Source organism: Alistipes timonensis JC136 (assembly GCF_900107675.1).
Lineage (GTDB): Bacteria > Bacteroidota > Bacteroidia > Bacteroidales > Rikenellaceae > Alistipes > Alistipes timonensis.
Genome location: NZ_FNRI01000008.1, coordinates 111,732 through 133,647, shown reverse-complemented (window position 1 = coordinate 133,647; position 21,916 = coordinate 111,732). Strand labels below are relative to the sequence as shown.

Genomic DNA, 21,916 nt, shown 5'->3' with positions numbered 1-21,916 from the left:
GAATATCAGTTCTATTTGAAACAGGATAGAATTGCATTAGGGATCAGGCAGGAGGGATGGACCGGAAAATTGAAGCAATGGTTGTTGCCGGACCCGATATGGAAATTCGAGCGGCTTATGCGCCGTTGCGAATATTTGACTAATTGTGGCGGCAAGCGTAATCCGATGTTGCTTTGGTATCGGGTCAGGTATCGGAAACTGTCGCTGAAACTGGGCTTTTCAATTCCGATCAATACGTTCGGTCCGGGTTTGTCCATTGTCCATTATGGGACAATTGTCGTAAACAGTGCCGCTCGAATCGGGAAAAACTGCCGTCTGCATGCCTGTGTGAATATCGGAGCCAGCCGGGGTTCGAAGATGGCGGCCCAGATCGGAGACAATGTCTATATCGGCCCCAGTGTGGTTATTTTCGGGGATATACGAATCGCCGATAACGTAACTATCGGAGCGAATGCCACCGTGAACAGAGATTGTCGGGAAGAAAATGCCGTGCTGGCGGGAACGCCGGCCGTTGTCGTAAAGAGTGATTTCCCTGTTTGGTGGCGTCTTAACGGGCTTGATCTGGAAGAATAATTTTGAACTGAGGACTGATTTTGGGTTTACGCAGGGTTTGGAAAGAGAGCTATAAACCGCAGTTGGGGTTAGGATATGCTTTTGCAAGGATATTCTTCATCGCGGCTCAGCGATACCGGCTTTATTTGCCGGGCCGGTGGATGAACGGGATCTGTCACCGGATCGTATTGCGTTATCTTGGAAAAAAATATGGGGATGTAGTCTTGGAATTAAAAAAACCTCGGGAAAGAGTTCAGGTTGTAACGGCCTGTAAAATATGGTGTTGTTGGTGGCAGGGATATGATGCGGCACCATCGCTTGTCAAATTGTGCCTGGACAGTATACGTCTTCATGCAGGAGGGTGTGAAATCGGTTTGATTTCCCGGGAAAACTATGGAAATTATATTTCAATTCCCGCTCATATCGTTGAAAAGTATAATCAGGGGCAAATTTCAACGGCACACTTCTGCGATGTGATTCGGGTCAATTTGCTTGCGCGTTACGGCGGGCTTTGGATTGACGCTACGGTATTCGTCTCCGGAAGCATTCCGCAAGATATTTTTGCAAAGCCTTTTTATTCCATCCGGGACGGTAAATCCCGGTATAACGTTTCCAATGGCCGGTGGACGACTTTTCTCCTTGCTTCCCAAGGGTCGGTTCTTATGACCTTTCTATCCCGCATGTATGAGGCCTATTGGGACCGGGAAGATGGGGTGCTGGATTATTTTCTGTTTGATTATCTGATCGAATTCGCTTACCGAAACAGCCTGGCAGTCAGGAACGAGATTGATGCCGTTCCTCTGAACAATAGATGTGTCCACGACCTTCAGCCTGCATTAATGCAACCTTTTGATCCGGCACAAATCAGGCTTATGCTTGAAGACGGTCTTTTTTTTAAACTTACCTATAAATTCAATCGTAATAAAAACGCGGAACGATTGCTTCATGTATTGGCAGAGTACAATCGTTCTTTCGGCACAAAATCAATGTAATATGAAGAAGATAATGTTGGTGTTCGGAACCCGGCCGGAGGCGATCAAGATGGCTCCTTTGGTAAAGGCATTCCAATCCCGGAAATCGGATTTCGAAACGACGGTATGCGTGACGGGGCAGCACCGGGAGATGCTTGATCAGGTTTTGGATATATTCGAGATCGTACCTGATTATGATTTGAATATCATGAAACCCGGGCAGGATCTTTTTGATATTACCGCAAGGGTCTTGACAGGCATGCGTGCCGTGTTGGATCAGGCAAAGCCCGATGTCGTGTTCGTTCACGGTGATACGACCACTTCTATGGCATCGGCTTTAGCGGCTTATTACCGGCAGATTCCTGTGGCGCATGTCGAAGCCGGACTGAGAACCGGGAATATATATAGTCCCTGGCCGGAAGAGATGAACAGGCAGTTGACCGGGCGCATTGCTTCACTCCATTTCGCTCCGACTCCTCTGAGTCGTAGCAATCTTATCCGGGAGGGGGTTGAGGCCGATCGCATTGTGGTCACCGGCAATACGGTGATAGATGCCTTGCATTTGGTCGTATCCAGAATCAAAGGGGATACTGCGCTTCAAACCGGAATCCGGCATAACTTGCTGCGTGCAGGGTACGACCTTGGAAGGCTGGATGGTAATCGCAAATCAGTGCTTATCACGGGACACCGGAGGGAGAATTTCGGCGACGGGTTCATTCAGATGTGTACGGCGATCAAGGATTTAGCCCTTGCGTATGCCGGTGTCGATTTTATATATCCCATGCATCTGAATCCCAATGTGAGAGGAGCCGTACGAGAGGTGTTCGGGACGGAAAGCGGATTGCCGAATATGTTTTTTACGGAACCGCTGCAATACCTCGATTTCGTTTGTCTGATGGAACGAAGCGGTATTATCCTGACCGATAGCGGCGGAATACAGGAAGAAGCGCCGGCGTTGGGTAAGCCTGTCCTGGTAATGCGCGATACCACGGAGCGGCCGGAAGCTCTGGAAGCCGGAACGGTCCGGTTGGTCGGATCGGATCACGACCGGATCGTCGAACAGGTGTCGCGCCTGCTCGACGATACAGCCTATTACGAGGCGATGAGCCATGCTGTCAATCCATACGGAGATGGACATGCTTGTGAAAGAATCATAGCAAAGATGATCGATTAATGGGAAAAAGCGTGGTGTTCATACTGAGTGCGGTGCAAGATACTCATGCGCTCAAACGGATCGATGAGTTCCTCGATCAGGATTATACGGTCAAGGTTTACGGTTTTAATCGTTCCAATATCTCGGTGCCGACCGGGAATCGTTTTCCGATAGAGGTTGTTGGAACTTTCACCTCAGAGCGCAACTATCTTTCGCGGGTGCCGGTCATGTTCAAAGCGATGCGATCCATTGCCGGCAGACATTCCCGTGACGAACTGTTTTATTATTTCGGTTTGGATATAGCTCTCATGGCCAGGATGTTCATTCGGAACCGGTATATTTATGAAGAATGTGATCTGCTGAATGCGTATTTCAAAACGAAATTTATTTCGTTGCCATTGAAATGGTATGACCGGCGAATTATAAAACGATCGGTAGAGACTGTGTTGACTTCCGATGGTTTCCGGATCTATCATTTTGGCGATGTCGTTCCCCCGAATGTGACCATTATTCCCAATAAACTCAATCCCTGGTGTTTTGAGGCCCATAAAACGCACCCTTTGCGTAAAACAGTTTCAGATACGCTGAGGATTGGATTCGTGGGAATGATTCGGGCTAAGGCTGTTTATAACTTCGTCCGTGTTTTTGCCCGGGAGTTCCCGACGTATGAGTTTCATTTTTTCGGAGTGGTCAGTTCTTGGACTGAGCAGCAGATCGGGTTGTTGGAGCAATCTCCGAATGTTAAGTTTCATGGACGGTTTATCAATCCCAACGACCTTCCTGATATCTATGCAGGGATTGATCTGGTGTTGGCGACCTATGATACCGAATATGAAAATCCGCGGTTTGCAGAGCCCAATAAATTGTACGAGGCTATTTTTTACGAAACTCCTATTATTGTTAGCCGGGACACATTTCTGGCAGATCGGGTGCAGTCTCTTAATGTGGGATTCAGTGTAGATGCCCTGGATGACAAATCGGTCGTTTCTCTGGTTTCGTCATTGACCGCCGACGTGATAAAAGAGAAAAAAGAGGCTTGTAAGGCTATTCCCAAATCTGAGTCCATCAATAATAACCAACAGTTTTTCCAAAAGCTGAAATCACTGATCGGATAATGCGCATATACAATGGCATGTGGAGGACAAAGCTGAAAAATCGAATAAAAAGCTCCCGGTTTTTATACGGTCTCTATTTTTATTTCGGCTCGGCCGCAGTCAGACTGTTGAGACTCTTCATTGTCCCGCGTAATGATCTGGTGTTGTTTGTCTGTTTCGGAGGGAAGAAATACGATGACAGCCCTCGGGCCGTATACGAGTGGATGTTACGGGACGATGAGTGTAGCGGATTGCATTTTGTGTGGGCTTTCGAGAAACCTTCGCAGCAGGATGTCCCGGGGGCGGAGAAAGTGAGAATAGACTCTTTCGCTTATTATGTGCAAGCACTCAGAGCCGGTTGTTGGGTGACGAATTCGGGGGTAGAACGGGGCCTGAGTTTTAAGCCCCGATCGACTTTTTTGCTCAATACCTGGCATGGTACTCCGATTAAAAAAATCGGGCAGGATGCACTGAACAAAAAGGAATGCTATGAGATTCGTTCCCGCTATAAGGAAAACGTCATGCTGGCTCAGGGTAAATATGAGGCAGACATATTCTCCCGGGCCTTTGGGATAGACCGGGATAAGTATGCCGTCGTGGGGTTGCCGCGAAACGATGGACTGTCTGACCGTTCTGACGAGACTTATCGGACTTGCCGTAAAAAGCTCGGCTTGCCCGAAAACAAAAAAGTAATCCTGTACGCACCCACTTTCCGGGAATTCGACCGGGATAAGCATTTGAATATAACATTGGCTCCGCCAATCGATTTTGCGAAGTGGGAAGCGTCTCTGGGCGGTGAGTATCTGGTGTTATTCCGGGCTCATTACGAGGTTGCCCGAATCCTGAATGTGTCGGGAGCCTCGGATTTCGTACACGATGTTTCCGATTACCCCCGTCTTAATGATCTAATACTGGCTTCCGATCTTCTGATTTCAGATTATTCCAGTATTTTTTTTGATTACGCCATTCAGGAGAAGCCGATGCTGTGTTTCGCTTACGATTACGAGAAATACCGTGATACCCGGGGCATGTATTTCGATCTCAGGACTGAAATCCCGGGCGGGATTGTCACCACGGAACAAGAACTGCTGAATGCGCTGACGAGTCTTGATTATTCCGAGAATATTGCGGAAACAGTTCGTTTCCGCGATAAATTCATCGATACGTATGGTGACGCATCGCATAGAACGGTGGAAATCATCAAATCCGAACTTAGAAAACGAGCATGATATGTCGAGAGCGCTTATAGTGGGAGGAAGCAACGGAATAGGCATGGCCTTGGCCGTCCGATTACTCGAACATCGGTACGAAAAAATATATATTGTCGATAAAGAAGCGCCCGACCCTGTCTTACGGCAGGATGGGCGGATCGAATATGTCCATTTTAATCTGCTCGGGAAAGATTATTCTGTTTTCGAACGGTTTGACGATGTCGATACATTGATTGTAACGGCCGGATTCGGCCGCGTATGTCCATTCGGGGAGCTGACGGAGGCTGAGGTGGTGAACGGGTTTACGGTCAATGCTTTGGCAGGGATTCGAATCGTGCGTTGTTTTTATGACCGAATTATTGCCCAACCGAAATTCTATTGTGCCGTGATCGGAAGTATTGCCGGGCATCTTTCATCTCCGCTTTTTTCTGTGTACGGAGCATCCAAATCTGCGCTTTGTCGTTTTGTCGAAAACGTCAATATCGAGTTGGAACAGCAAGGTTCGGCTAACCGGATTCTGGATATCTCGCCCGGATCGATCGGGGGAACCCGTTTTAACGGAGGGGCGAATGATTTGGGACAGACAGCCCGGCTGGCCGATGAAATTCTGTGTCATATGTTTGGGCGCGAAACTTTGTTTATTCCACAATACGATGAGGTCTACCAGGGAGTTTTGCAGCGTTATCAGGAAGATCCCCATCGTTTCGGGGTTGAAAGTTATGACTATAAGTATAAAAGCGGACGTATGTCGGGCCGCTCCCAGGTGAAGACAGGCTATCTGAGCGGTACGTTTGACCTATTCCATATCGGGCACCTCAATCTGTTGAGACGAGCCCGTCAATATTGTGATTATTTGGTCGTGGGTGTTCATCGGAACGCTTCGCATAAGCGGAAAGATACCTTCATTCCGTTTGAGGAACGGGTGGAAATCGTGCGCAGCATCAGTTACGTCGACCGGGTGATCGAGTCGTTGCCGGAAGACTCCGACGTTTACAAAACCGGGATTGTTCGTTACGACTATTTGTTCGTCGGATCAGATTATAAAGGAACGGAGCGTTTCGAAGCCTACGAACGTTATTTTGCGGATAAAGGGGTAAAGATCGTCTATTTTCCCTATACGGAAGGAACCAGCAGTACACAGTTGAGGGGAGCAATTACGAAACTATGATTACATCTCCGGTTGCCATTGTCATACCGACGCTGAACGAGGAGCGGTTTATTGAAAAATGTCTTCAGTCGGTGTTTGATCAGGTATACCCATCTGATATGATGGATATTATGGTTGTCGACGGCGGAAGCTCTGACAGGACAAAATGTATTGTAGCCGAAATCGCCCGAATGCACGACAATCTCCGGATGTTGGATAATCCGTTGAAAATCCAGGCGGCAGCTTTCAATATCGGGGTGAAAGAGTCCTCGGCTCCTATTATTATCCGGCTTGACGCGCATGCATATTATTATCCGGATTATATCGGATTATGCGTGTCCAGACTACTCTCAGATGCCTGTTCCGGGAATGTGGGAGGGCGTTGCTTGATTTTACCCTCTCGAAATACTCCTTTTGCCGTTGCCAACGCCTTGCTCAATAAAATGCGTATGGGAATCGGCGGAGCTGCATTCCGGGTTGGAGCTGTTCCCGGAGAGGTGGATACTGTCCCTTTCGGCGCTTTTCGCCGTGAGGTCATTGAGGCGGTAGGAGGGATGGATGAGCGGTTGGCGCGAGGTGAGGACAATGAGTATAATGCGAGAATCCGGCGTAGGGGATATAAAATCTATTTCGATCCGGCGATCCGGTCGGCCTATTATGCCAGGCCGACGTTAATGACCAGTGTCAAACAGATGTTTGCGAACGGAAAGTCTGTCGCCAAATTGGTGAAAATGCCGGGCCGGCTGGTGGGGGTACGGCATTTGGTGCCGCTGGTGTTTGTTGGTGGCATCTTGGGAGGGATTGTGATAGGTGCGCTATGGCATCCGGCCTGGATCGTATTACTCGTATTACTCGGCATCTATTTTCTCTCATGTCTGGTTTCATCCGTATTTGTCTGCCGTAAGGAACGTCAATGGAAAGCGTTCCCGGCCTTATTGCTGTTACTTCCTGCCGTACATGTGGCATATGGTTTTGGAACAATGAAGGGATTGATTATTAATAAAAAGGAATTTAATATATGAAACATATCTCCTTTTCGCCTCCCGATATGACGGAGGCGGAGATTGCCGAAGTTGCCGAGGCTCTGCGTTCGGGCTGGATTACGACGGGCCCCCGCACCAAAGAGTTTGAAAACCTGATTTCGATGTGCTGCCAGACGGAAAAGTCCGTGTGCCTGAACTCTGCGACGGCGTGCATGGAGCTGATTCTCCGCGTACTGGGGGTCGGCCCCGGGGATGAGGTCATTACTTCCGCTTACACTTATACTGCTACGGCCAGCGTGACGTGCCATGTCGGCGCAAAAGTCGTATTGGTCGATACGGCCCCCGGTTCTTTTGAAATGGACTACGATAAACTTGCCGATGCCATTACAGAGCGCACGAAAGTCGTCGTGCCGGTGGATCTTGGCGGGATCGTCTGTGATTATGACCGGATTTATGCGGCTGTTGAAGGTAAAAAACACCTTTTCTGTTCTGCGAATGATCTTCAGCAGGCATTCGGACGGGTTGTCGTTTTATCCGATGCCGCCCATGCTTTTGGGGCGCAGCGGCGTGGACGGATGTGCGGGGAGATTGCCGATTTCACCTCGTTTTCGTTCCATGCCGTGAAGAACCTCACGACGGCTGAAGGCGGGGCGCTTACGTGGCGTCCGATTCCCGGTGTCGATAATGAATGGCTTTATAGGCAATTCCAATTACTGTCGCTTCACGGACAGAGCAAGGACGCTCTGGCCAAAACGCAGCTCGGCGCCTGGGAGTATGATATCGTCGCTCCGAATTTCAAATGCAACATGACGGATATCATGGCCGGGATCGGCCTTGCGCAGTTGAAGCGTTATCCGGAAATGCTGCGCCGTCGCCGCGAGCTGATCGACCGCTATGACGAAGCGCTGAAAAACTGCCCGGTTCAGACGCTCGACCATTATGGGGCGGATCACGCTTCGAGCGGACACCTCTATATGGTGCGTTTGTCGGGACGGGATGTCGCCGAGCGGAACGATGTCATTGTCAAAATGGCGGAGCGGGGAATCGCCTGCAACGTCCATTACAAACCGCTTCCGATGATGACGGCCTACAAGGCTCTGGGGTTCGATATTGCGGATTATCCGAATGCCTATGACCAATACCGCAACGAAATGACGCTTCCGCTGCATACGCGTCTTACCGACGACGATATTGAATATGTCATCTCCAATTTCGTCGATATCATTTCGAAATAATCCATTCCGTTGAAACGTTTTTTCGATCTTGTGGCGAGCGGTTTGGGACTGCTTGTCTTAAGCCCGTTATTTCTTGTCCTGGCCGTTTGGATCAAATGCGATTCCAAAGGACCGGTCTTTTACCGTCAGGTGCGTGTCGGACGCAATAACGGGGATTTCAGGCTGTACAAATTCCGTTCGATGCGGGTCGGTTCTGACAAAAAGGGGCTGATAACGATCGGGGGACACGATCCGCGGGTGACCCGGTCGGGATATTATATTCGTCGGTACAAACTGGATGAGCTTCCGCAGCTCATCAATGTTTTTGTCGGGGATATGAGCCTGGTAGGGCCCCGGCCGGAGGTCCGCAAATATGTCGATCTGTATAGCCCCGAACAGATGCATGTGCTCGATGTCCGTCCCGGCATAACGGACCTGGCATCGATCCGTTACCGCAATGAGAATGAATTGTTGGAGCAGGTCGATGATCCGGAACGGTATTATGTCGATGTGATCATGCAGGACAAGTTGCGGATAAATCTGGAATATGTGGCGAACCACTCGTTCCGGGGAGATTTTAAATTGATCTGTCAGACTTTTAAGGCTGTCGTGTCGAAGTGATTTTATCCGCCTTGGATACCGCATGTCGCTGAGGGCCGCAACTTCCGGAAGTTGCGGCTTTTATTTTGCAGAAAAGAGGTACGGTCGGATCGTTCTTGTTTCGGAAAGACTGGCATGATTTTATTCAAATGCAGAAGATTTGCTGTAATATGTTTGAATATATTAAAAATTTTTACTATATTGTTCCCGCAAAATGCAATCCGGCCGTGACGCTCCGGTGTGAATATGCAATTTTGCGCCTATCTCGAATAACTTAAATAAAAAATGCGTATGAAGCAAAAGAAAATGCTTGCACTGACCCTTTCCCAGCTCGGACTGCTCTATCGCCAGGAGTTACCCGGCCTTGCAGCCCTCGCCGACGCCAGCAGCGACGGTGCGGAGTTTCGCATGCGCCTCGGGGAGTTCGTGGACCGGCATGCCGCTGCGGAGAGCGAAGCTGCGGAGCAGATTCGACTGTTGATCGGTTACGACGGACAAGAAGTCCATGAATTATCCACGGACTGTCAATTGGAAGTACAGACCTTGACGCTGTTGTGGCAGTTCCTTACCGGACGGCTCGCAAATTCCGAGATGCCTTCCGACCTGTTTGTCGATCTGTTCCATCTGTTCCGCCTGCTCGACGGGGCGGAAATCCCGCTGCCTTCGCCGCAGCGCGTGCGCAACCGCACCGAGCGCTGGCTTTCGGGGCAGGACGAGGAGGTGCGGGCCATCCGCGCCGACAACCGCGAGCGGATGCTGCACCTGCTGGTGCAGAAGATCGAGAACCGCAAGTCGAAAACCCCGTCGCGCTATCTGTTCGCCGAGGGGATGACTTACGACGAAAAATACCGGCAGGTGGCCGCGTGGTGGGACGATTTCCGCTTCCAGCTGGCCATGGCCGTGAAAAGTCCTTCGGAGCTGAACCGCTTTCTGGCCGGGTCGCTGTCGTCGGAGACGATGTACCTGCTCTCGAAGGCCCGCAAGAAAGGGATGCCCTTCTTCGCCACGCCCTATTACCTTTCGCTGCTCGATGTCACGGGCGACGGCTACGACGATGCAGCCATCCGCAGTTACATCCTCTATTCGCCGCAACTGGTCGAGACTTACGGGCAGATTCGCGCCTGGGAGCGCGAGGATGTCGTCGAGGCGGGCAAGCCCAATGCTGCCGGGTGGCTGCTGCCCGACGGACACAACATCCACCGCCGCTATCCGGAGGTGGCGATCCTGATCCCCGACACGATGGGCCGCGCCTGCGGCGGCCTGTGCGCTTCGTGCCAGCGGATGTACGATTTCCAGAGCGAACGCCTCAATTTCGAATTCGAGGCGCTGCGTCCCAAAGAGTCGTGGGAGCGCAAGCTGCGTCGGCTGATGAACTATTTCGAAGAGGACACCCAGTTGCGCGACATCCTCATCACGGGCGGTGACGCGCTGATGAGCCAGAACAAGACCCTGCAAAATATCCTCGAGGCGGTTTACCGCATGGCCTGCCGCAAGCGGAAGGCCAATGCCGGGCGTCCCGACGGGGAGAAATACGCCGAATTGCAGCGCGTGCGTCTCGGATCGCGCCTGTTGGCCTACCTGCCGATGCGTGTGAACGACGGGCTGGTGGAAATCCTGCGCGAATTTCGTGAGAAGGCGTCGGCCGTCGGCGTGAAGCAGTTCATCATCCAGACCCATTTCCAGACGCCGCTCGAAGTGACGCCCGAAGCCGAGGAGGCTATCCGGAAGATTCTTTCGGCGGGATGGCTTATCACCAACCAGTTGGTCTACACCGTGGCTGCCTCGCGCCGCGGACACACCGCACGTCTGCGGCAGGTGCTCAATTCGCTGGGCGTGGTGTGCTATTACACCTTCTCGGTCAAAGGTTTCGAGGAGAACCGCGCGGTCTTCACGCCCAACAGCCGCTCGATGCAGGAGCAGCACGAGGAGAAGATTTACGGACGCCTTACGGCGGAACAGGCTTCGGAACTCGACGCGCTGCTGGCCGACGGACGCGATACGGCGGCCAAGCTCCGGCGTTTCATGCGCAAATACCGCCTGCCGTTCCTCGCCACGGACCGCAGCGTGCTGAACCTGCCGGCCATCGGCAAGAGCATGACCTTCCGGCTGGTGGGTCTCACCCCCGAGGGGCGCCGCATTCTGCGCTTCGACCACGACCGCACGCGCCGTCACAGTCCGATCATCGACCGCATGGGCGAGATATTCATCGTCGAGAACAAGTCGGTGGCCGCTTACCTGCGCCAGCTCGGCAAAATGGGCGAGGACCCCGAGGATTACGCTTCGATCTGGGCCTATACCCGGGGCGAGACGGAACCCCGTTTCGGACTCTACGAATACCCCGGTTTCGGGTTCGGCGTGACCGACCGGGTGAGCAACCTGGAGCTGGGGCAGATACAATAAACGGCACTGATTTTGCGTTTGTTATATAATGATTATTAAACGAATGCAATGATGAAAAAGACGATTCACAGAGCCGGGACCCGCGGGTACGCCGATCACGGCTGGCTCCAGACACACCATACTTTCAGTTTCGCCGGATATTACGACCCCGCGCGCGTTCATTTCGGCGCCCTGAGGGTGCTGAACGATGATACGGTGGCTCCGGGCGAGGGGTTCGGGACGCATCCCCACGACAACATGGAGATTGTTTCGATCGTGCTCTCGGGCGCGCTGAAGCACGGCGACAGCATGGGGCATATGAAGGTGCTCGAACCGGGCGAAATCCAGGTGATGAGCGCCGGCACGGGCATCACGCACAGCGAGATGAACGCCAGCCGCGAGGAGCCGGTGAAGTTCCTGCAAATCTGGGTGCTCACCGATGCCGACAACCATACGCCCCGTTACAACCAGGTCGAGCTGCTGCCCGGGAAGCGTAACGAACTGCGGCTGATCGTGGGCCCCGAGGGCCACGGCGGCGAGCACGTCGGGTGGATTCACCAGCAGGCGTGGTTCTATACGCTGGGCCTCGACGCCGGGCATGAGACGGAGTACCGGATGAATCTCCACGGCAACGGAGCCTATGTCTTCGTGGTCGAGGGACGCGCCGAGGTGGCGGGCGAAGAGCTCGGACCCCGCGACGGCATGGGTATAGAGGATGCTGACGATTTTCGGATCAAAGCCTCCGAAGATGCCAAGTTGCTGATTATTGAGGTCCCGATGGAGGTCTGAACCGTTTCGTTAGAAGCAAATCCGCCGGAGTGCAGACTCCGGCGGATTTTTTGTGTTTTAGAACTCCGAGGTGAAATGGAAGCGGATGTCTTTGAAATTCTCCTGTGCCAGGGCGAGCCCGTAGCTCGTGTCGGCGAGGAATACGTCGCGGCCGTGTTTGTCGACAGCCATGTTGGTGTGTTTGCGGCGTTTGAAGTCGGCCAGCTGCGCGGCGTTGTCGCTGTCGATCCAGCAGGCTTTGTAGATCGAGATCGGCTCCCAGCGGCATGCGGCGCTGTACTCGTGCTCCAGCCGGTATTGGATGACCTCGAATTGCAGCGCGCCTACCGTGCCGATGATCTTGCGGCCGTTGAGCGACGAGGTGAACAACTGCGCCACACCCTCGTCCATCAGCTGGTCGATTCCCTTGGCCAGTTGTTTGAATTTCAGCGGGTCGGCATTCTCGATGTACCGGAACTGCTCGGGGGCGAACGACGGGATGCCCGTGAAACGGAGCTTCTCGCCCTCGGTGAAGGTGTCGCCGATTTTGAAGTTGCCCGTGTCGTGCAGGCCCACGATGTCGCCCGGATAGGCGAAGTCGATCACCGACTTCTTCTCGGCCATGAAGGCCGTCGGCGACGAGAACTTCAATTGCTTGCCGCTGCGCACGTGCAGGTAGTTCCTGTTGCGCTCGAATGTGCCCGAACAAATCTTCAGGAACGCGATGCGGTCGCGGTGGTTGGGGTCCATGTTGGCGTGGATTTTGAAAACGAAGCCGGTCATTTTCGGCTCTCCGGGCTCCACCGCCCGGGTCTCGGTCGGGGCCGGACGCGGCGAGGGGGCGATGCGCACGAAGCAGTCCAGCAGTTCGCGGACGCCGAAGTTGTTGACCGCCGAGCCGAAGAAGACCGGGGCCAGTTCGCCGCTCAGGTATGCCTCGCGGTCGAATTCGTCGTAGACGCCCTCGACCAGTTCGACATCCTGCCGCAGCTGGTCGGCGAATTTCTCGCCGATGTAGCCCTCCAGCTCTTGTGACGCGAGGTCCGAAATTTCGGCCGTCGAAGCGTCGGCCGTCAGTTTCTCGTCCGACGTGAAGAGCGAGAGGTTCTTTTCGTAGAGGTTGTAGACGCCCTTGAACGTGGGGCCGTTCGAGATGGGGAAAGCCAGCGGCCGCACGCGGATCTGCAACTCTTTCTCAACCTCGTCCAGCAGGTCGAACGGCTCTTTCGAGGGGCGGTCTAACTTGTTGATGAAGACGATCACGGGGGTCTTGCGCATGCGGCAGACCGCCATCAGCTTGCGGGTCTGGGACTCGACGCCCTTGGCGCCGTCGATCACGATGATGACCGAGTCCACGGCCGTCAGCGTGCGGTAGGTGTCCTCGGCGAAGTCCTCGTGCCCCGGGGTGTCGAGGATGTTGATTTTGCAGCCCCGGTATTCGAAGCCCATCACGGCCGTGGCCACCGAGATGCCGCGCTGGCGTTCGATCTCCATGAAGTCGGACGTTGCGCCTTTTTTGATCTTGTTGCTTTTGACGGCTCCGGCCACGTGGATGGCGCCGCCGAACAGCAGCAGTTTTTCGGTGAGGGTGGTCTTGCCCGCGTCGGGGTGGGCGATGACGGCGAAGGTCCGCCGCCGGGTTATTTCTTCCTGTAATGTCATGCGTTATTCTTTCGGGTAATCGGCGTTGTAGTGGCAGCCCACGGACTCTTTGATCTCGCGGCCCTGTTTGATGACCAGGTAGGCGATGGCGATCATGTTCCGCAGCTCGCACAGTTCGCGGTTGGGCTTGGTTTTGTTGTAAAGCTCCTCGGTCTCCTGCCAGAGTATCTCCAGCCGGTGCATGGCGCGTTTCAGCGAGAGGTTCGACCGCACGATGCCCACGTAGTTGGACATGATGGTCTGCATCTCGCGCTTCGACTGGATGATCATAAGCATCTCCTCGGTGTGCTGCGTGCCTTCGAAATCCCAGTCGGGGATGCCCTCCTGGAAATCGACCTTTTCCAGCAGCGACGCGGTGTGCTGCGCGGCCTGGTCGGCGTAGACGACCGCCTCGATCAGCGAGTTCGACGCCAGGCGGTTGGCGCCGTGCAGCCCCGTGCACGAGGTTTCGCCCAGCGCGTAGAGCCGTTTGATCGACGTTTCGCCGTTGAGGTCGACCTTCACGCCGCCGCAGCAGTAGTGCGCCGCGGGGGTCACGGGAATCCAGTCCTTCGTGATGTCGATGCCGATCGAGCGGCATTTCTCGTAGATGTTCGGGAAATGGCTCCGGATGGCGTCGGGGTCCTTGTGCGTCACGTCGAGGTAGACGAAATCCGAACCCCGCTTGGTCATCTCGCGATAGATGGCCCGGGCCACGACGTCGCGCGGCGCGAGGGATTTCATCGGATGGTATTTGTCCATGAACTCCTTGCCGTCGGGCAGCCGCAGGATGGCGCCGAAACCGCGCATGGCCTCGGTGATGAGGAAATTGGGCTTCTCGCCGGGGTTGTAGAGCGTCGTCGGGTGGAACTGGATGAACTCCATGTTCTCGGTGATGGCCTTGGCGCGGTGGCACATGGCGATGCCGTCGCCCGTGGCGACGTTGGGATTCGAGGTGGTGGAGTAGACGTTGCCGCAGCCCCCGGTGGCTACGACGGTGAATTTCGACAGCATGGTCTCGATCTCGTTCGTCTCGAGGTCCAGCACATAAGCCCCGAAGCAGGCCAGTCCGCGCGTGTGGCGCGTGACGAACTCGCCCAGGTGGTGCTGCGTCAGCAGGTCGATGGCGAAATGGTGTTCGAGGACCGTGATGTTCGGATGCTTCTTCACCGACTCCACGAGCGCCCGTTCGATCTCGGCTCCCGTAAGGTCCTCGTGGTGGAGGATGCGGTGTTCCGAGTGGCCGCCCTCGCGGTTGAGTTCGAAACGCCCGTCGGGGGTCTTGTCGAAGCGCGTGCCCCAGGCAATGAGGTCCCGGATCAGCTCCGGGGCGCGCCGCACGACCAGCTCCACGGCTTTCTCGTCGCACTTGCCCGCTCCGCAGACCAATGTGTCGCGGATGTGTTTTTCGAAGGTGTCGGGGGCGTATGTGACCGAGCAGATGCCGCCCTGGGCATAGTTGGTGTTGCACTCCTCGATCTCGCCTTTGGTGACGATCGTAACGTGTCCGTGAGCCGCGGCCTTCAGCGCGAACGAGAGTCCCGCAGCGCCGGAACCGATAACCAGAAAGTCGGTTTTCATGGGTTTTTCCTTTTTCTATTGCCTTGCAGCGCCGCAAAGTTACAAAAAATAGTAACTTTGCCGCATAATTTCCGGCAAAATATGGAACGACATATCGACATAAACCGCTTCGATTACGACCTCCCGGACGAGCGGATCGCCAAATTCCCCCTCGCCGAGCGCAGCGCTTCGAAACTGCTCGTCTGGCGCGGCGGCGGGATTTCCGAACGGCATTTCGCCGACATCGGCGACGTGCTGCCTGCGGGTGAACTGCTGGTCTTCAACAACACGAAGGTCATCCGGGCGCGGATCATCATGCACAAACCTTCGGGAGCGCGTATCGAGGTCTTCTGCCTCGAGCCGCACGACCCGGCCGATTACGAACGGGCTTTCGCCGTCACGGGCGGATGCGCGTGGTCGTGCATCGTGGGCAACCGCAAGAAGTGGAAAGAGGGGTATGTGGAGATCAATTTCGACTGCCAGGGGCGCGCCGAACACCTCCGGGCATGGATTGCCGAAGACCACGGCCGCGAATGCGTCGTGCGCTTCGAGTGGAGCGCCCCGATGACTTTCGGGCAACTGCTGGAGCACCTCGGGCGGATTCCGATCCCGCCTTACCTGAACCGGGAGAGCGAGGAGATCGACAACACGCGCTACCAGACGGTCTATTCGAAATTCGAGGGGTCGGTGGCGGCGCCGACCGCCGGCCTGCACTTCACGCCCGGGCTGATCGGGGCGATGGAGGCCCGGGGATTCGGGTTCGAGGAGGTGACGCTCCATGTCGGGGCGGGGACCTTCCTGCCCGTGAAGGACGACGATGCCGCGAAGCATCCGATGCACACCGAGCACTTCGAGGTGCGCCGCGCGACGGTGGCCCGACTGTTGGAAAAGTGGGGGCACATTACCGCCGTGGGGACCACTTCGGTCCGCACGCTCGAATCGCTCGCGGCCCTTGCGTGGCGCATCCGTACCGCCGGAACGCCCGATGCCGGACGGGTGGTCAGCCAGTGGGAGCTGTATGACATTCCGGCTGACTATTCGGGCCGCGACGCCCTGGAGGAGCTGCTCGCCTGGATGGACGCGAACGGGGTCGAACGGCTGAAAGCCTCGACGCAGATCATGATTACGCCGCTGGGTTACGAGTTCCGCATCGTGCGCAACATCGTCACCAATTTCCACCAGCCCAAATCGACCCTGCTGCTGCTGGTGTCGGCTTTCGCGGGCGACGACTGGCGCCGGATTTACGATTATGCCCTCGGGCACGATTTCCGCTTCCTGAGCTACGGCGACTCGTCGGTGCTGATGCGGGAGTGACCGTTATACGGAAAAAGAAAAAGGGACGCTTTTCGATAGCGTCCCTTTTTTTCGGTGCAGGGCCGGATTAGAAATTGTATCCGACGCTGATGGAGAAGCAGTTGTTGCGCATCGTGCCGTCGCCGCCGTTGGTCAGTACGTCTTTGGCCAGGTTCAGACAGCCGATGTCGTAGCCCAGGCCGAAGTAGATGCGGTTCCAGACGACGCCTGCGCCCAGACGCACCCCGAGGTCGGAACGCTTGAAGATGCCTTCGTCGCCGAAGATGTCCCCTTTCTCGTCGCCGGCTTTCATCTTGCCGCCGATGCCGAATCCGTAGTAAAGACCTGCGAACGGCTGGATCGTAACGATGTCTTTGATGTTGAAGTGGTAGTTTACCAGCACGGGAATCTGCAGGTAGGAGGGGCGGAAGCTTATGCCTGCGATCTTACCGCCGCGGCTCGAAAACGCAAGGCCGGTTTCGAGGTAGAAGGGCAGTTTGTTGCACAGCAGGATTTGGTCCGAAACGGCGACGTGGAACGAGGCCCGGGAGTCGGTGCTGATTGATCCGCCGCTTTCAGAAATCGAGTAGCTCGACAGATTCAGACCTGCGCGGACGCCCAGGATGTTCTTTTCGTGATTCTGCGCCGACACGGCATTTGCCAACAGCATGGCGGCCACGATAAGCAGTACTTTTTTCATAATGAATGAGTTTAGTGTTGTTTGCGTGGCAAATATAGGATAATTTTTCCGAAAAATCCCCCCCCCGATTTTTTTTGCGGACAACCGGTAAATTTGTTCGTAAATATTTTTGTTTTAATAAGATAGCCGGCAGGTGTCAGAAGTTGTAGCCGATCATCACGGTGAGGCAGTCGTTTTGTATTCTGACCTCCGAAACGCGGGTTTCGTAGCCGAAGAACTCGGTGCCTTTGAACTGGTTCATGCAGCCGATGTCATAGCTTACGCCCAGATAGATGCGTTTCACGGTGAATCCGACGCCCGCCCGGACCCCGAAATCCAGCCGGTAGAGCATTCCCCGGTCGCCGAACAGCTCCTCTTTCCCGAGGTAGTCGAACTCCATGCGGCCCCTCAGCCCCACGCCGCCGTAAATGCCGGCGAAAGGCTGTATCGTGAGGAGGTCCCGGACGTTGAAATGGTAGTTGACGAGCAGGGGCACCTGCAGGTAGAACGGCCGCGGGGTCGTCCGGTAGACTTCGCCGTATTGCGCAAGGGCGATTTTGCCGCCGCGGCTCGAGAAATCGACCCCCGTTTCGAGGTAGAGAGGCAGTTTCCGGGTCAGTAGCACCTGATCCGAAACGGCGAAATGGAATCCGGTGCGCCAACCGGTGCTGAGCCGCATATCCTCGGCCGAAACCGCGAGCTTCGAGACATTGAGGCCGGCGCGGACGCCCAGGATGTTCTTTTCGTACTGCTGCGCCCGGGCGTTCCCGGCCAGCAGCAGGACAAACAGGATCAGTGTGTATTTTTTCATGCGTACAAGGGGTTATTCTTCGGGAACGGCGCTTCGGAGCGCCAGTCGTTTGACCCAGACGACGAATCCGCCCGTGAGGATAAGGTTCAGTACCAGCGTCAGCACCGAGATAATCAGCGCCGGGCCGCCGAGGCTGTACCCGAGGGCGATGAAGATCACTCCGGCGCCCACCTCGCCGCGGGTGAACATACCCACCGAGAGGGCCAGCCGCTCGCTCAGCTGCCGGTCGCGGTAGAAGAAGACCGGCACGAGTTTTCCGAGGTTGGAAAGTGCCGATACGGCTACGACGTGCAGCAGCAGGATGCCCCACGGCATCATCGGCTGCGCGGCGGTGACCGATCCGGCTGCCGCGGCCGCGTCGGACGCCGCGGTGCCCGTCACCAGCGGCATGCTCATTCCCACCAGCAGCATGAACAGGAACGAGATGCCCGTCGAAGCGCGGCGTTCGGCGGGGGTGTCGAGTTCGCGGTGCTTCATCAGCATGCCGATCACGAACGCCGGAAGCAGCACTTCGATATGGATGCTGTTTTCGGGGCCGTACCAGTGGGCCGTCGCCAGGTAGAGCAGCTGCGTCAGGGCGCAGACCACGACGGCGAGTCCCAGGATGCGTTTCCAGTCCTGCCGCACGTCCCACTTCGCCTGCCACCGCCAGCCGACGGCGAGCAGGAGGGTCACCACGCCCACGATGGCGAACATCTGCCATTTGAGGCCGATCATCAGGATTTGCAGCGGGATCATCAGCAGGATGGTGTCCAGGTCGTCGAAGATCGCCAGCACTTGTATTTTACGGTATATCCAGCTTTTTTTCAGGTGCAGCGCCGCGAGCATCGTGAAGAGGATGCCCGCCGAGGTCGGGGCCGCGAAACGGCTCAGCAACAGGTTCTCCTTCCACGCCTCGGGGCTTCCCCACAGGTCGGAGGGCAGCAGGACGAAGACGTAATAGAGGGCGATGAGCAGCCACGGAAGCGCGGCGGTGGCCATGGCGATAAAGTAATCGGCGGTGTAGGAGCGCCAGCGGGATTTGTCGATCTCGAACTCCCGGCCGACGTTTATCATAATGAATCCCAGACAGACGTAGAGCAGGGTGTCGGTAGTGGCTTTGAAGCCCGGATAGGCCGCGCCCAGCGCGCCGGGGAGCAGTTGCGAGGCGACGAGGCCCAGCATCAGGAAGAGCGAGAACGAAAGAACTTTTCGCATTGAATGACGGTCGTTTACGTGGTTTTGCGCGTAAGTCGCGGCGCAAAGATACGATATTTGCATCAGAAACAGAAAAACGCGTGCCGCAATCGTGAAAAAAATAACAATAAAGAAACCGCAATTCGCAATTATTTTGTACCTTTGCCGGGAAATCCCGGCTTAGGAAGACTGCGCCCCGGCAATTCAAATAAATTTGTCATTGCGCCCGGCTTGTACTACCTTTGCCGCGACGTTTAGGAAGTTAGTATTTCAAACACATATTATTCAAACCATTACAACTATGCAGATTGTAGAGATTCATGCAAGGGAGATCCTCGACTCGCGAGGCAATCCGACCGTCGAGGTCGAAGTACGGACTGTATCGGGCGCATTCGGCCGCGCTGCCGTTCCGAGCGGCGCATCGACCGGCGAGAACGAGGCTCTCGAACTTCGTGACGGCGACAAGAGCCGTTACCTGGGCAAAGGCGTGCTGAACGCCGTGAAGAACGTCAACGAGGTGATTGCCCCGGCCGTTATCGGCATGAACGTTGCCGATCAGGTGGGTATCGACAAGGCCATGATCGCCCTCGACGGCACCCCGACCAAGTCGAAGCTGGGCGCCAATGCCATCCTCGGCGTATCGCTGGCCGTGGCCCGCGCCGCCGCCGACTATTTCGGCATGCCCCTCTATCGCTATATCGGCGGAGCGAACGCCAAGACGCTGCCCGTTCCGATGATGAACATCATCAACGGCGGTTCGCACTCGGACGCTCCGATCGCATTCCAGGAGTTCATGATCCGTCCCGTAGGTGCCGCTTCGTTCAAAGAGGGTATCCGCATGGGCGCCGAGGTATTCCACAACCTCAAAAAAGTGCTCCACAACCGCAATCTCTCGACGGCCGTAGGTGACGAGGGCGGTTTCGCTCCCGCGCTCAACGGTACGGAGGACGCCATCGAGTCGATCATCGAGGCCATCAAGATGGCCGGTTACAAGCCCGGCCGCAAGTGCGAAGGCGGCGACGTGTCGATCGGCATGGACTGCGCTTCGTCGGAGTTCTTCAAAGACGGCGTTTACGACTACACCAAGTTCGAGGGCGCCAAAGGTGCCAAGCGTTCGTCGAAGGAGCAGGTTGAGTACCTGAAGGGCCTCGTTGCCAAATACCCCATCGACTCGATCGAGGACGGTATGTCGGAGAACGACTGGGAAGGCTGGCAGATGCTCACCGCCGAGATCGGCGACAAGTGCCAGCTCGTGGGTGACGACCTGTTCGTTACGAACGTGGACTTCCTGAAGAAGGGTATCGAAATGGGTTGCGCCAACTCGATCCTCATCAAAGTAAACCAGATCGGTACGCTGACCGAGACGCTCGACGCTATCGAGATGGCTCACCGCGCAGGCTACACGTCGGTAACGTCGCACCGTTCGGGTGAGACCGAGGATTCGACGATCGCCGACATCGCCGTGGCTACGAACTCGGGCCAGATCAAAACCGGCTCGGCTTCGCGTTCGGACCGCATGGCCAAGTACAACCAGCTGCTCCGCATCGAGGAGGAGCTCGGCGACGAGGCTGTCTACGGCTACACGAAGGTATACCGCAAGTAATTTGCGGACCGGATACAAGAAACCCGGATGTCGGAAGACATCCGGGTTTCTGTTTTTATTTTTCGGCCATTCGGTATGACAGCGCTCCCGAGGGGCATTTGTCGATTTGGGCGATGAGTTCGGCTGTCGAAGCATTCTCCGGTTTCACCCAGGGCCGCTCTTTCGGATTGTAAACCTTGGGCAGCATCTTTACGCAGACGCCTGCGTGTGTGCAAAGTTCCGGCTGCCAGACGATAATGATTTCGCCGTTGGTGTACTCTTTAATGGTGTTTTTCGGGTCCATGTGCAAAAGTCTTTGGTTGACTGAATGAATTTTTATGGTGCTAAAGATACGAAAAAATATCGCTTTCCGGAACCTCGGAAGATGGGGCTGTTTTCTCCGTATGCTTCGGTCTGTAAATGAAGCAATCCTGCATATTGTTGATATACAGGATTGTTTGGGCTGGCTTGCGGCTGTCTGCCAACAAAAAAGGTCTTCTTGCGAAGACCCTTTCGGGGTGGAAGATGGGGCTCGAACCCACGACCTTCGGAACCACAATCCGACGCTCTAACCGACTGAGCTACATCCACCGTGTCGATACGCACTTGTCGTATCGGGATGCAAATGTAATACGTTTTTTCGGTCCGTGCAAAATTTTCGGCTTAAAAATCTTCGGGAAAGTGTCCCGGGTGACAAAATGGCAGTCTCCACTGCTCGTTTGTCACGCAAAACCTGCCAAAAAACGCTTGGCACATCTATTGATGGATTCGGGGTTGCGAAAGCGAATAACACAAATATATCAGTAAAACTTAAAACACGTAAAAGCTATGAATGTAAAACCGTTATCGGACCGTGTGCTGGTTCTCCCGAATCCCGCGGAGGAGAAGACAGCCGGTGGATTGATCATCCCCGACACGGCAAAGGAAAAACCGCTGGCAGGTAAGGTCGTTGCAGTGGGCCCCGGCACTTCGGAGGTCAAAATGGAGGTCAAAGTGGGCGATCAGGTCCTCTACGGCAAGTATGCCGGTCAGGAGATCCAGGTCGACGGCGTGGATTACCTCATCATGAAACAGAACGATATTTTGGCAATCATCTAATTCG

General features: G+C 55.1%; 20 protein-coding genes and 1 tRNA gene. 14 read left to right on the top strand and 7 right to left on the bottom strand.

What is annotated here, in order from left to right:
- Window positions 1–15: 15 nt before the first annotated feature.
- The 11 genes from BLU78_RS11420 (at window position 16) to BLU78_RS11370 (ending at window position 12,093) form a co-directional block, all read left to right on the top strand.
- Complete coding sequence (locus BLU78_RS11420) at window positions 16–573, top strand: LbetaH domain-containing protein (protein ID WP_229096451.1); 558 nt, start codon at window positions 16–18, stop codon at window positions 571–573.
- Between the two features lie 20 nt (window positions 574–593).
- Entirely contained in the window at window positions 594–1,544 is a 951-nt protein-coding gene (locus tag BLU78_RS11415) for a capsular polysaccharide synthesis protein (protein WP_143029396.1), read from the top strand.
- Between the two features lies 1 nt (window position 1,545).
- Complete coding sequence (gene wecB, locus BLU78_RS11410) at window positions 1,546–2,697, top strand: non-hydrolyzing UDP-N-acetylglucosamine 2-epimerase (protein WP_010264942.1); 1,152 nt, start codon at window positions 1,546–1,548, stop codon at window positions 2,695–2,697.
- Window positions 2,697–3,791: a glycosyltransferase gene (locus tag BLU78_RS11405; protein WP_010264939.1), complete on the top strand. Its 1,095-nt coding sequence runs from the start codon at window positions 2,697–2,699 to the stop codon at window positions 3,789–3,791. Before wecB ends, BLU78_RS11405 begins: the two co-directional genes overlap by 1 nt.
- A complete protein-coding gene (locus tag BLU78_RS11400) occupies window positions 3,791–4,999 on the top strand; it encodes a CDP-glycerol--poly(glycerophosphate) glycerophosphotransferase (protein ID WP_010264937.1) in 1,209 nt (402 codons plus the stop codon). Before BLU78_RS11405 ends, BLU78_RS11400 begins: the two co-directional genes overlap by 1 nt.
- 1 nt (window position 5,000) lies before the next feature.
- Window positions 5,001–6,149, top strand: a complete 1,149-nt coding sequence (locus BLU78_RS11395) for an SDR family NAD(P)-dependent oxidoreductase (protein WP_010264934.1) — start codon at window positions 5,001–5,003, stop codon at window positions 6,147–6,149.
- The gene (locus BLU78_RS11390) at window positions 6,146–7,150 is read left to right on the top strand and encodes a glycosyltransferase family 2 protein (protein WP_010264932.1); all 1,005 of its coding nucleotides are present in this window, start codon (window positions 6,146–6,148) and stop codon (window positions 7,148–7,150) included. Before BLU78_RS11395 ends, BLU78_RS11390 begins: the two co-directional genes overlap by 4 nt.
- The gene (locus BLU78_RS11385) at window positions 7,147–8,346 is read left to right on the top strand and encodes a DegT/DnrJ/EryC1/StrS family aminotransferase (RefSeq protein WP_010264931.1); all 1,200 of its coding nucleotides are present in this window, start codon (window positions 7,147–7,149) and stop codon (window positions 8,344–8,346) included. Before BLU78_RS11390 ends, BLU78_RS11385 begins: the two co-directional genes overlap by 4 nt.
- A gap of 9 nt (window positions 8,347–8,355) precedes the next feature.
- Complete coding sequence (locus BLU78_RS11380; protein ID WP_010264929.1) at window positions 8,356–8,946, top strand: sugar transferase; 591 nt, start codon at window positions 8,356–8,358, stop codon at window positions 8,944–8,946.
- Window positions 8,947–9,216: 270 nt separating this feature from the next.
- On the top strand, window positions 9,217–11,325 hold the full coding sequence (locus BLU78_RS11375; protein WP_010264927.1) for a KamA family radical SAM protein: 2,109 nt from the start codon (window positions 9,217–9,219) through the stop codon (window positions 11,323–11,325).
- Window positions 11,326–11,376: 51 nt separating this feature from the next.
- The gene (locus tag BLU78_RS11370; protein ID WP_026020799.1) at window positions 11,377–12,093 is read left to right on the top strand and encodes a pirin family protein; all 717 of its coding nucleotides are present in this window, start codon (window positions 11,377–11,379) and stop codon (window positions 12,091–12,093) included.
- A gap of 57 nt (window positions 12,094–12,150) precedes the next feature.
- Here the strand turns inward: BLU78_RS11370 and BLU78_RS11365 are convergent, their stop codons facing one another.
- Together BLU78_RS11365 and nadB are read right to left on the bottom strand one after the other, a co-directional pair.
- A complete protein-coding gene (locus BLU78_RS11365; RefSeq protein ID WP_010264923.1) occupies window positions 12,151–13,734 on the bottom strand; it encodes a peptide chain release factor 3 in 1,584 nt (527 codons plus the stop codon).
- Between the two features lie 3 nt (window positions 13,735–13,737).
- Window positions 13,738–15,294, bottom strand: a complete 1,557-nt coding sequence (gene nadB / locus BLU78_RS11360; protein WP_010264919.1) for an L-aspartate oxidase — start codon at window positions 15,292–15,294, stop codon at window positions 13,738–13,740.
- Window positions 15,295–15,375: 81 nt separating this feature from the next.
- Here nadB and BLU78_RS11355 point away from each other — a divergent pair, with 81 nt between their 5' ends.
- Complete coding sequence (locus tag BLU78_RS11355) at window positions 15,376–16,587, top strand: S-adenosylmethionine:tRNA ribosyltransferase-isomerase (protein ID WP_026020798.1); 1,212 nt, start codon at window positions 15,376–15,378, stop codon at window positions 16,585–16,587.
- 67 nt (window positions 16,588–16,654) lie between these two features.
- Here BLU78_RS11355 and BLU78_RS11350 read toward each other — a convergent pair whose 3' ends face one another.
- From BLU78_RS11350 to BLU78_RS11340, 3 genes are all read right to left on the bottom strand, one after another.
- On the bottom strand, window positions 16,655–17,266 hold the full coding sequence (locus tag BLU78_RS11350) for a porin family protein (protein ID WP_010264911.1): 612 nt from the start codon (window positions 17,264–17,266) through the stop codon (window positions 16,655–16,657).
- A 136-nt stretch (window positions 17,267–17,402) separates the two neighbouring features.
- Entirely contained in the window at window positions 17,403–18,056 is a 654-nt protein-coding gene (locus BLU78_RS11345) for a porin family protein (protein WP_010264907.1), read from the bottom strand.
- Between the two features lie 12 nt (window positions 18,057–18,068).
- The gene (locus BLU78_RS11340; protein WP_010264904.1) at window positions 18,069–19,253 is read right to left on the bottom strand and encodes a cation:proton antiporter; all 1,185 of its coding nucleotides are present in this window, start codon (window positions 19,251–19,253) and stop codon (window positions 18,069–18,071) included.
- Window positions 19,254–19,533: 280 nt separating this feature from the next.
- On the opposite strand from BLU78_RS11340, the gene eno reads away from it, so the two are divergent.
- The gene (gene eno / locus BLU78_RS11335; protein ID WP_010264899.1) at window positions 19,534–20,835 is read left to right on the top strand and encodes a phosphopyruvate hydratase; all 1,302 of its coding nucleotides are present in this window, start codon (window positions 19,534–19,536) and stop codon (window positions 20,833–20,835) included.
- Between the two features lie 55 nt (window positions 20,836–20,890).
- Here the strand turns inward: eno and BLU78_RS11330 are convergent, their stop codons facing one another.
- Window positions 20,891–21,118 carry a (4Fe-4S)-binding protein gene (locus BLU78_RS11330; protein WP_010264896.1) on the bottom strand — a complete coding sequence of 76 codons (228 nt, stop codon included), beginning with the start codon at window positions 21,116–21,118 and terminating at the stop codon, window positions 20,891–20,893.
- 212 nt (window positions 21,119–21,330) lie between these two features.
- A tRNA-His gene (locus BLU78_RS11325) sits at window positions 21,331–21,406 on the bottom strand.
- Window positions 21,407–21,642: 236 nt separating this feature from the next.
- Between BLU78_RS11325 and BLU78_RS11320 the strand changes: the two genes are divergently transcribed.
- On the top strand, window positions 21,643–21,912 hold the full coding sequence (locus BLU78_RS11320) for a co-chaperone GroES (protein WP_010264892.1): 270 nt from the start codon (window positions 21,643–21,645) through the stop codon (window positions 21,910–21,912).
- The last annotated feature ends 4 nt before the right edge of the window (window positions 21,913–21,916 follow it).

What these genes read in the sequence shown, in the direction of transcription:
- wecB (WP_010264942.1), top strand. Translation starts at nt 1,546, where the DNA reads ATGAAGAAGATAATGTTGGTGTTCGGAACCCGGCCGGAGGCGATCAAG.
- BLU78_RS11375 (WP_010264927.1), top strand. Translation starts at nt 9,217, where the DNA reads ATGAAGCAAAAGAAAATGCTTGCACTGACCCTTTCCCAGCTCGGACTG.
- BLU78_RS11345 (WP_010264907.1), bottom strand. Translation starts at nt 18,056, where the DNA reads ATGAAAAAATACACACTGATCCTGTTTGTCCTGCTGCTGGCCGGGAAC.
- BLU78_RS11330 (WP_010264896.1), bottom strand. Translation starts at nt 21,118, where the DNA reads ATGGACCCGAAAAACACCATTAAAGAGTACACCAACGGCGAAATCATT.
- BLU78_RS11385 (WP_010264931.1), top strand. Translation starts at nt 7,147, where the DNA reads ATGAAACATATCTCCTTTTCGCCTCCCGATATGACGGAGGCGGAGATT.
- BLU78_RS11370 (WP_026020799.1), top strand. Translation starts at nt 11,377, where the DNA reads ATGAAAAAGACGATTCACAGAGCCGGGACCCGCGGGTACGCCGATCAC.
- BLU78_RS11340 (WP_010264904.1), bottom strand. Translation starts at nt 19,253, where the DNA reads ATGCGAAAAGTTCTTTCGTTCTCGCTCTTCCTGATGCTGGGCCTCGTC.
- BLU78_RS11405 (WP_010264939.1), top strand. Translation starts at nt 2,697, where the DNA reads ATGGGAAAAAGCGTGGTGTTCATACTGAGTGCGGTGCAAGATACTCAT.
- BLU78_RS11320 (WP_010264892.1), top strand. Translation starts at nt 21,643, where the DNA reads ATGAATGTAAAACCGTTATCGGACCGTGTGCTGGTTCTCCCGAATCCC.
- BLU78_RS11365 (WP_010264923.1), bottom strand. Translation starts at nt 13,734, where the DNA reads ATGACATTACAGGAAGAAATAACCCGGCGGCGGACCTTCGCCGTCATC.
- BLU78_RS11350 (WP_010264911.1), bottom strand. Translation starts at nt 17,266, where the DNA reads ATGAAAAAAGTACTGCTTATCGTGGCCGCCATGCTGTTGGCAAATGCC.
- BLU78_RS11355 (WP_026020798.1), top strand. Translation starts at nt 15,376, where the DNA reads ATGGAACGACATATCGACATAAACCGCTTCGATTACGACCTCCCGGAC.
- nadB (WP_010264919.1), bottom strand. Translation starts at nt 15,294, where the DNA reads ATGAAAACCGACTTTCTGGTTATCGGTTCCGGCGCTGCGGGACTCTCG.
- BLU78_RS11390 (WP_010264932.1), top strand. Translation starts at nt 6,146, where the DNA reads ATGATTACATCTCCGGTTGCCATTGTCATACCGACGCTGAACGAGGAG.
- eno (WP_010264899.1), top strand. Translation starts at nt 19,534, where the DNA reads ATGCAGATTGTAGAGATTCATGCAAGGGAGATCCTCGACTCGCGAGGC.
- BLU78_RS11400 (WP_010264937.1), top strand. Translation starts at nt 3,791, where the DNA reads ATGCGCATATACAATGGCATGTGGAGGACAAAGCTGAAAAATCGAATA.
- BLU78_RS11395 (WP_010264934.1), top strand. Translation starts at nt 5,001, where the DNA reads ATGTCGAGAGCGCTTATAGTGGGAGGAAGCAACGGAATAGGCATGGCC.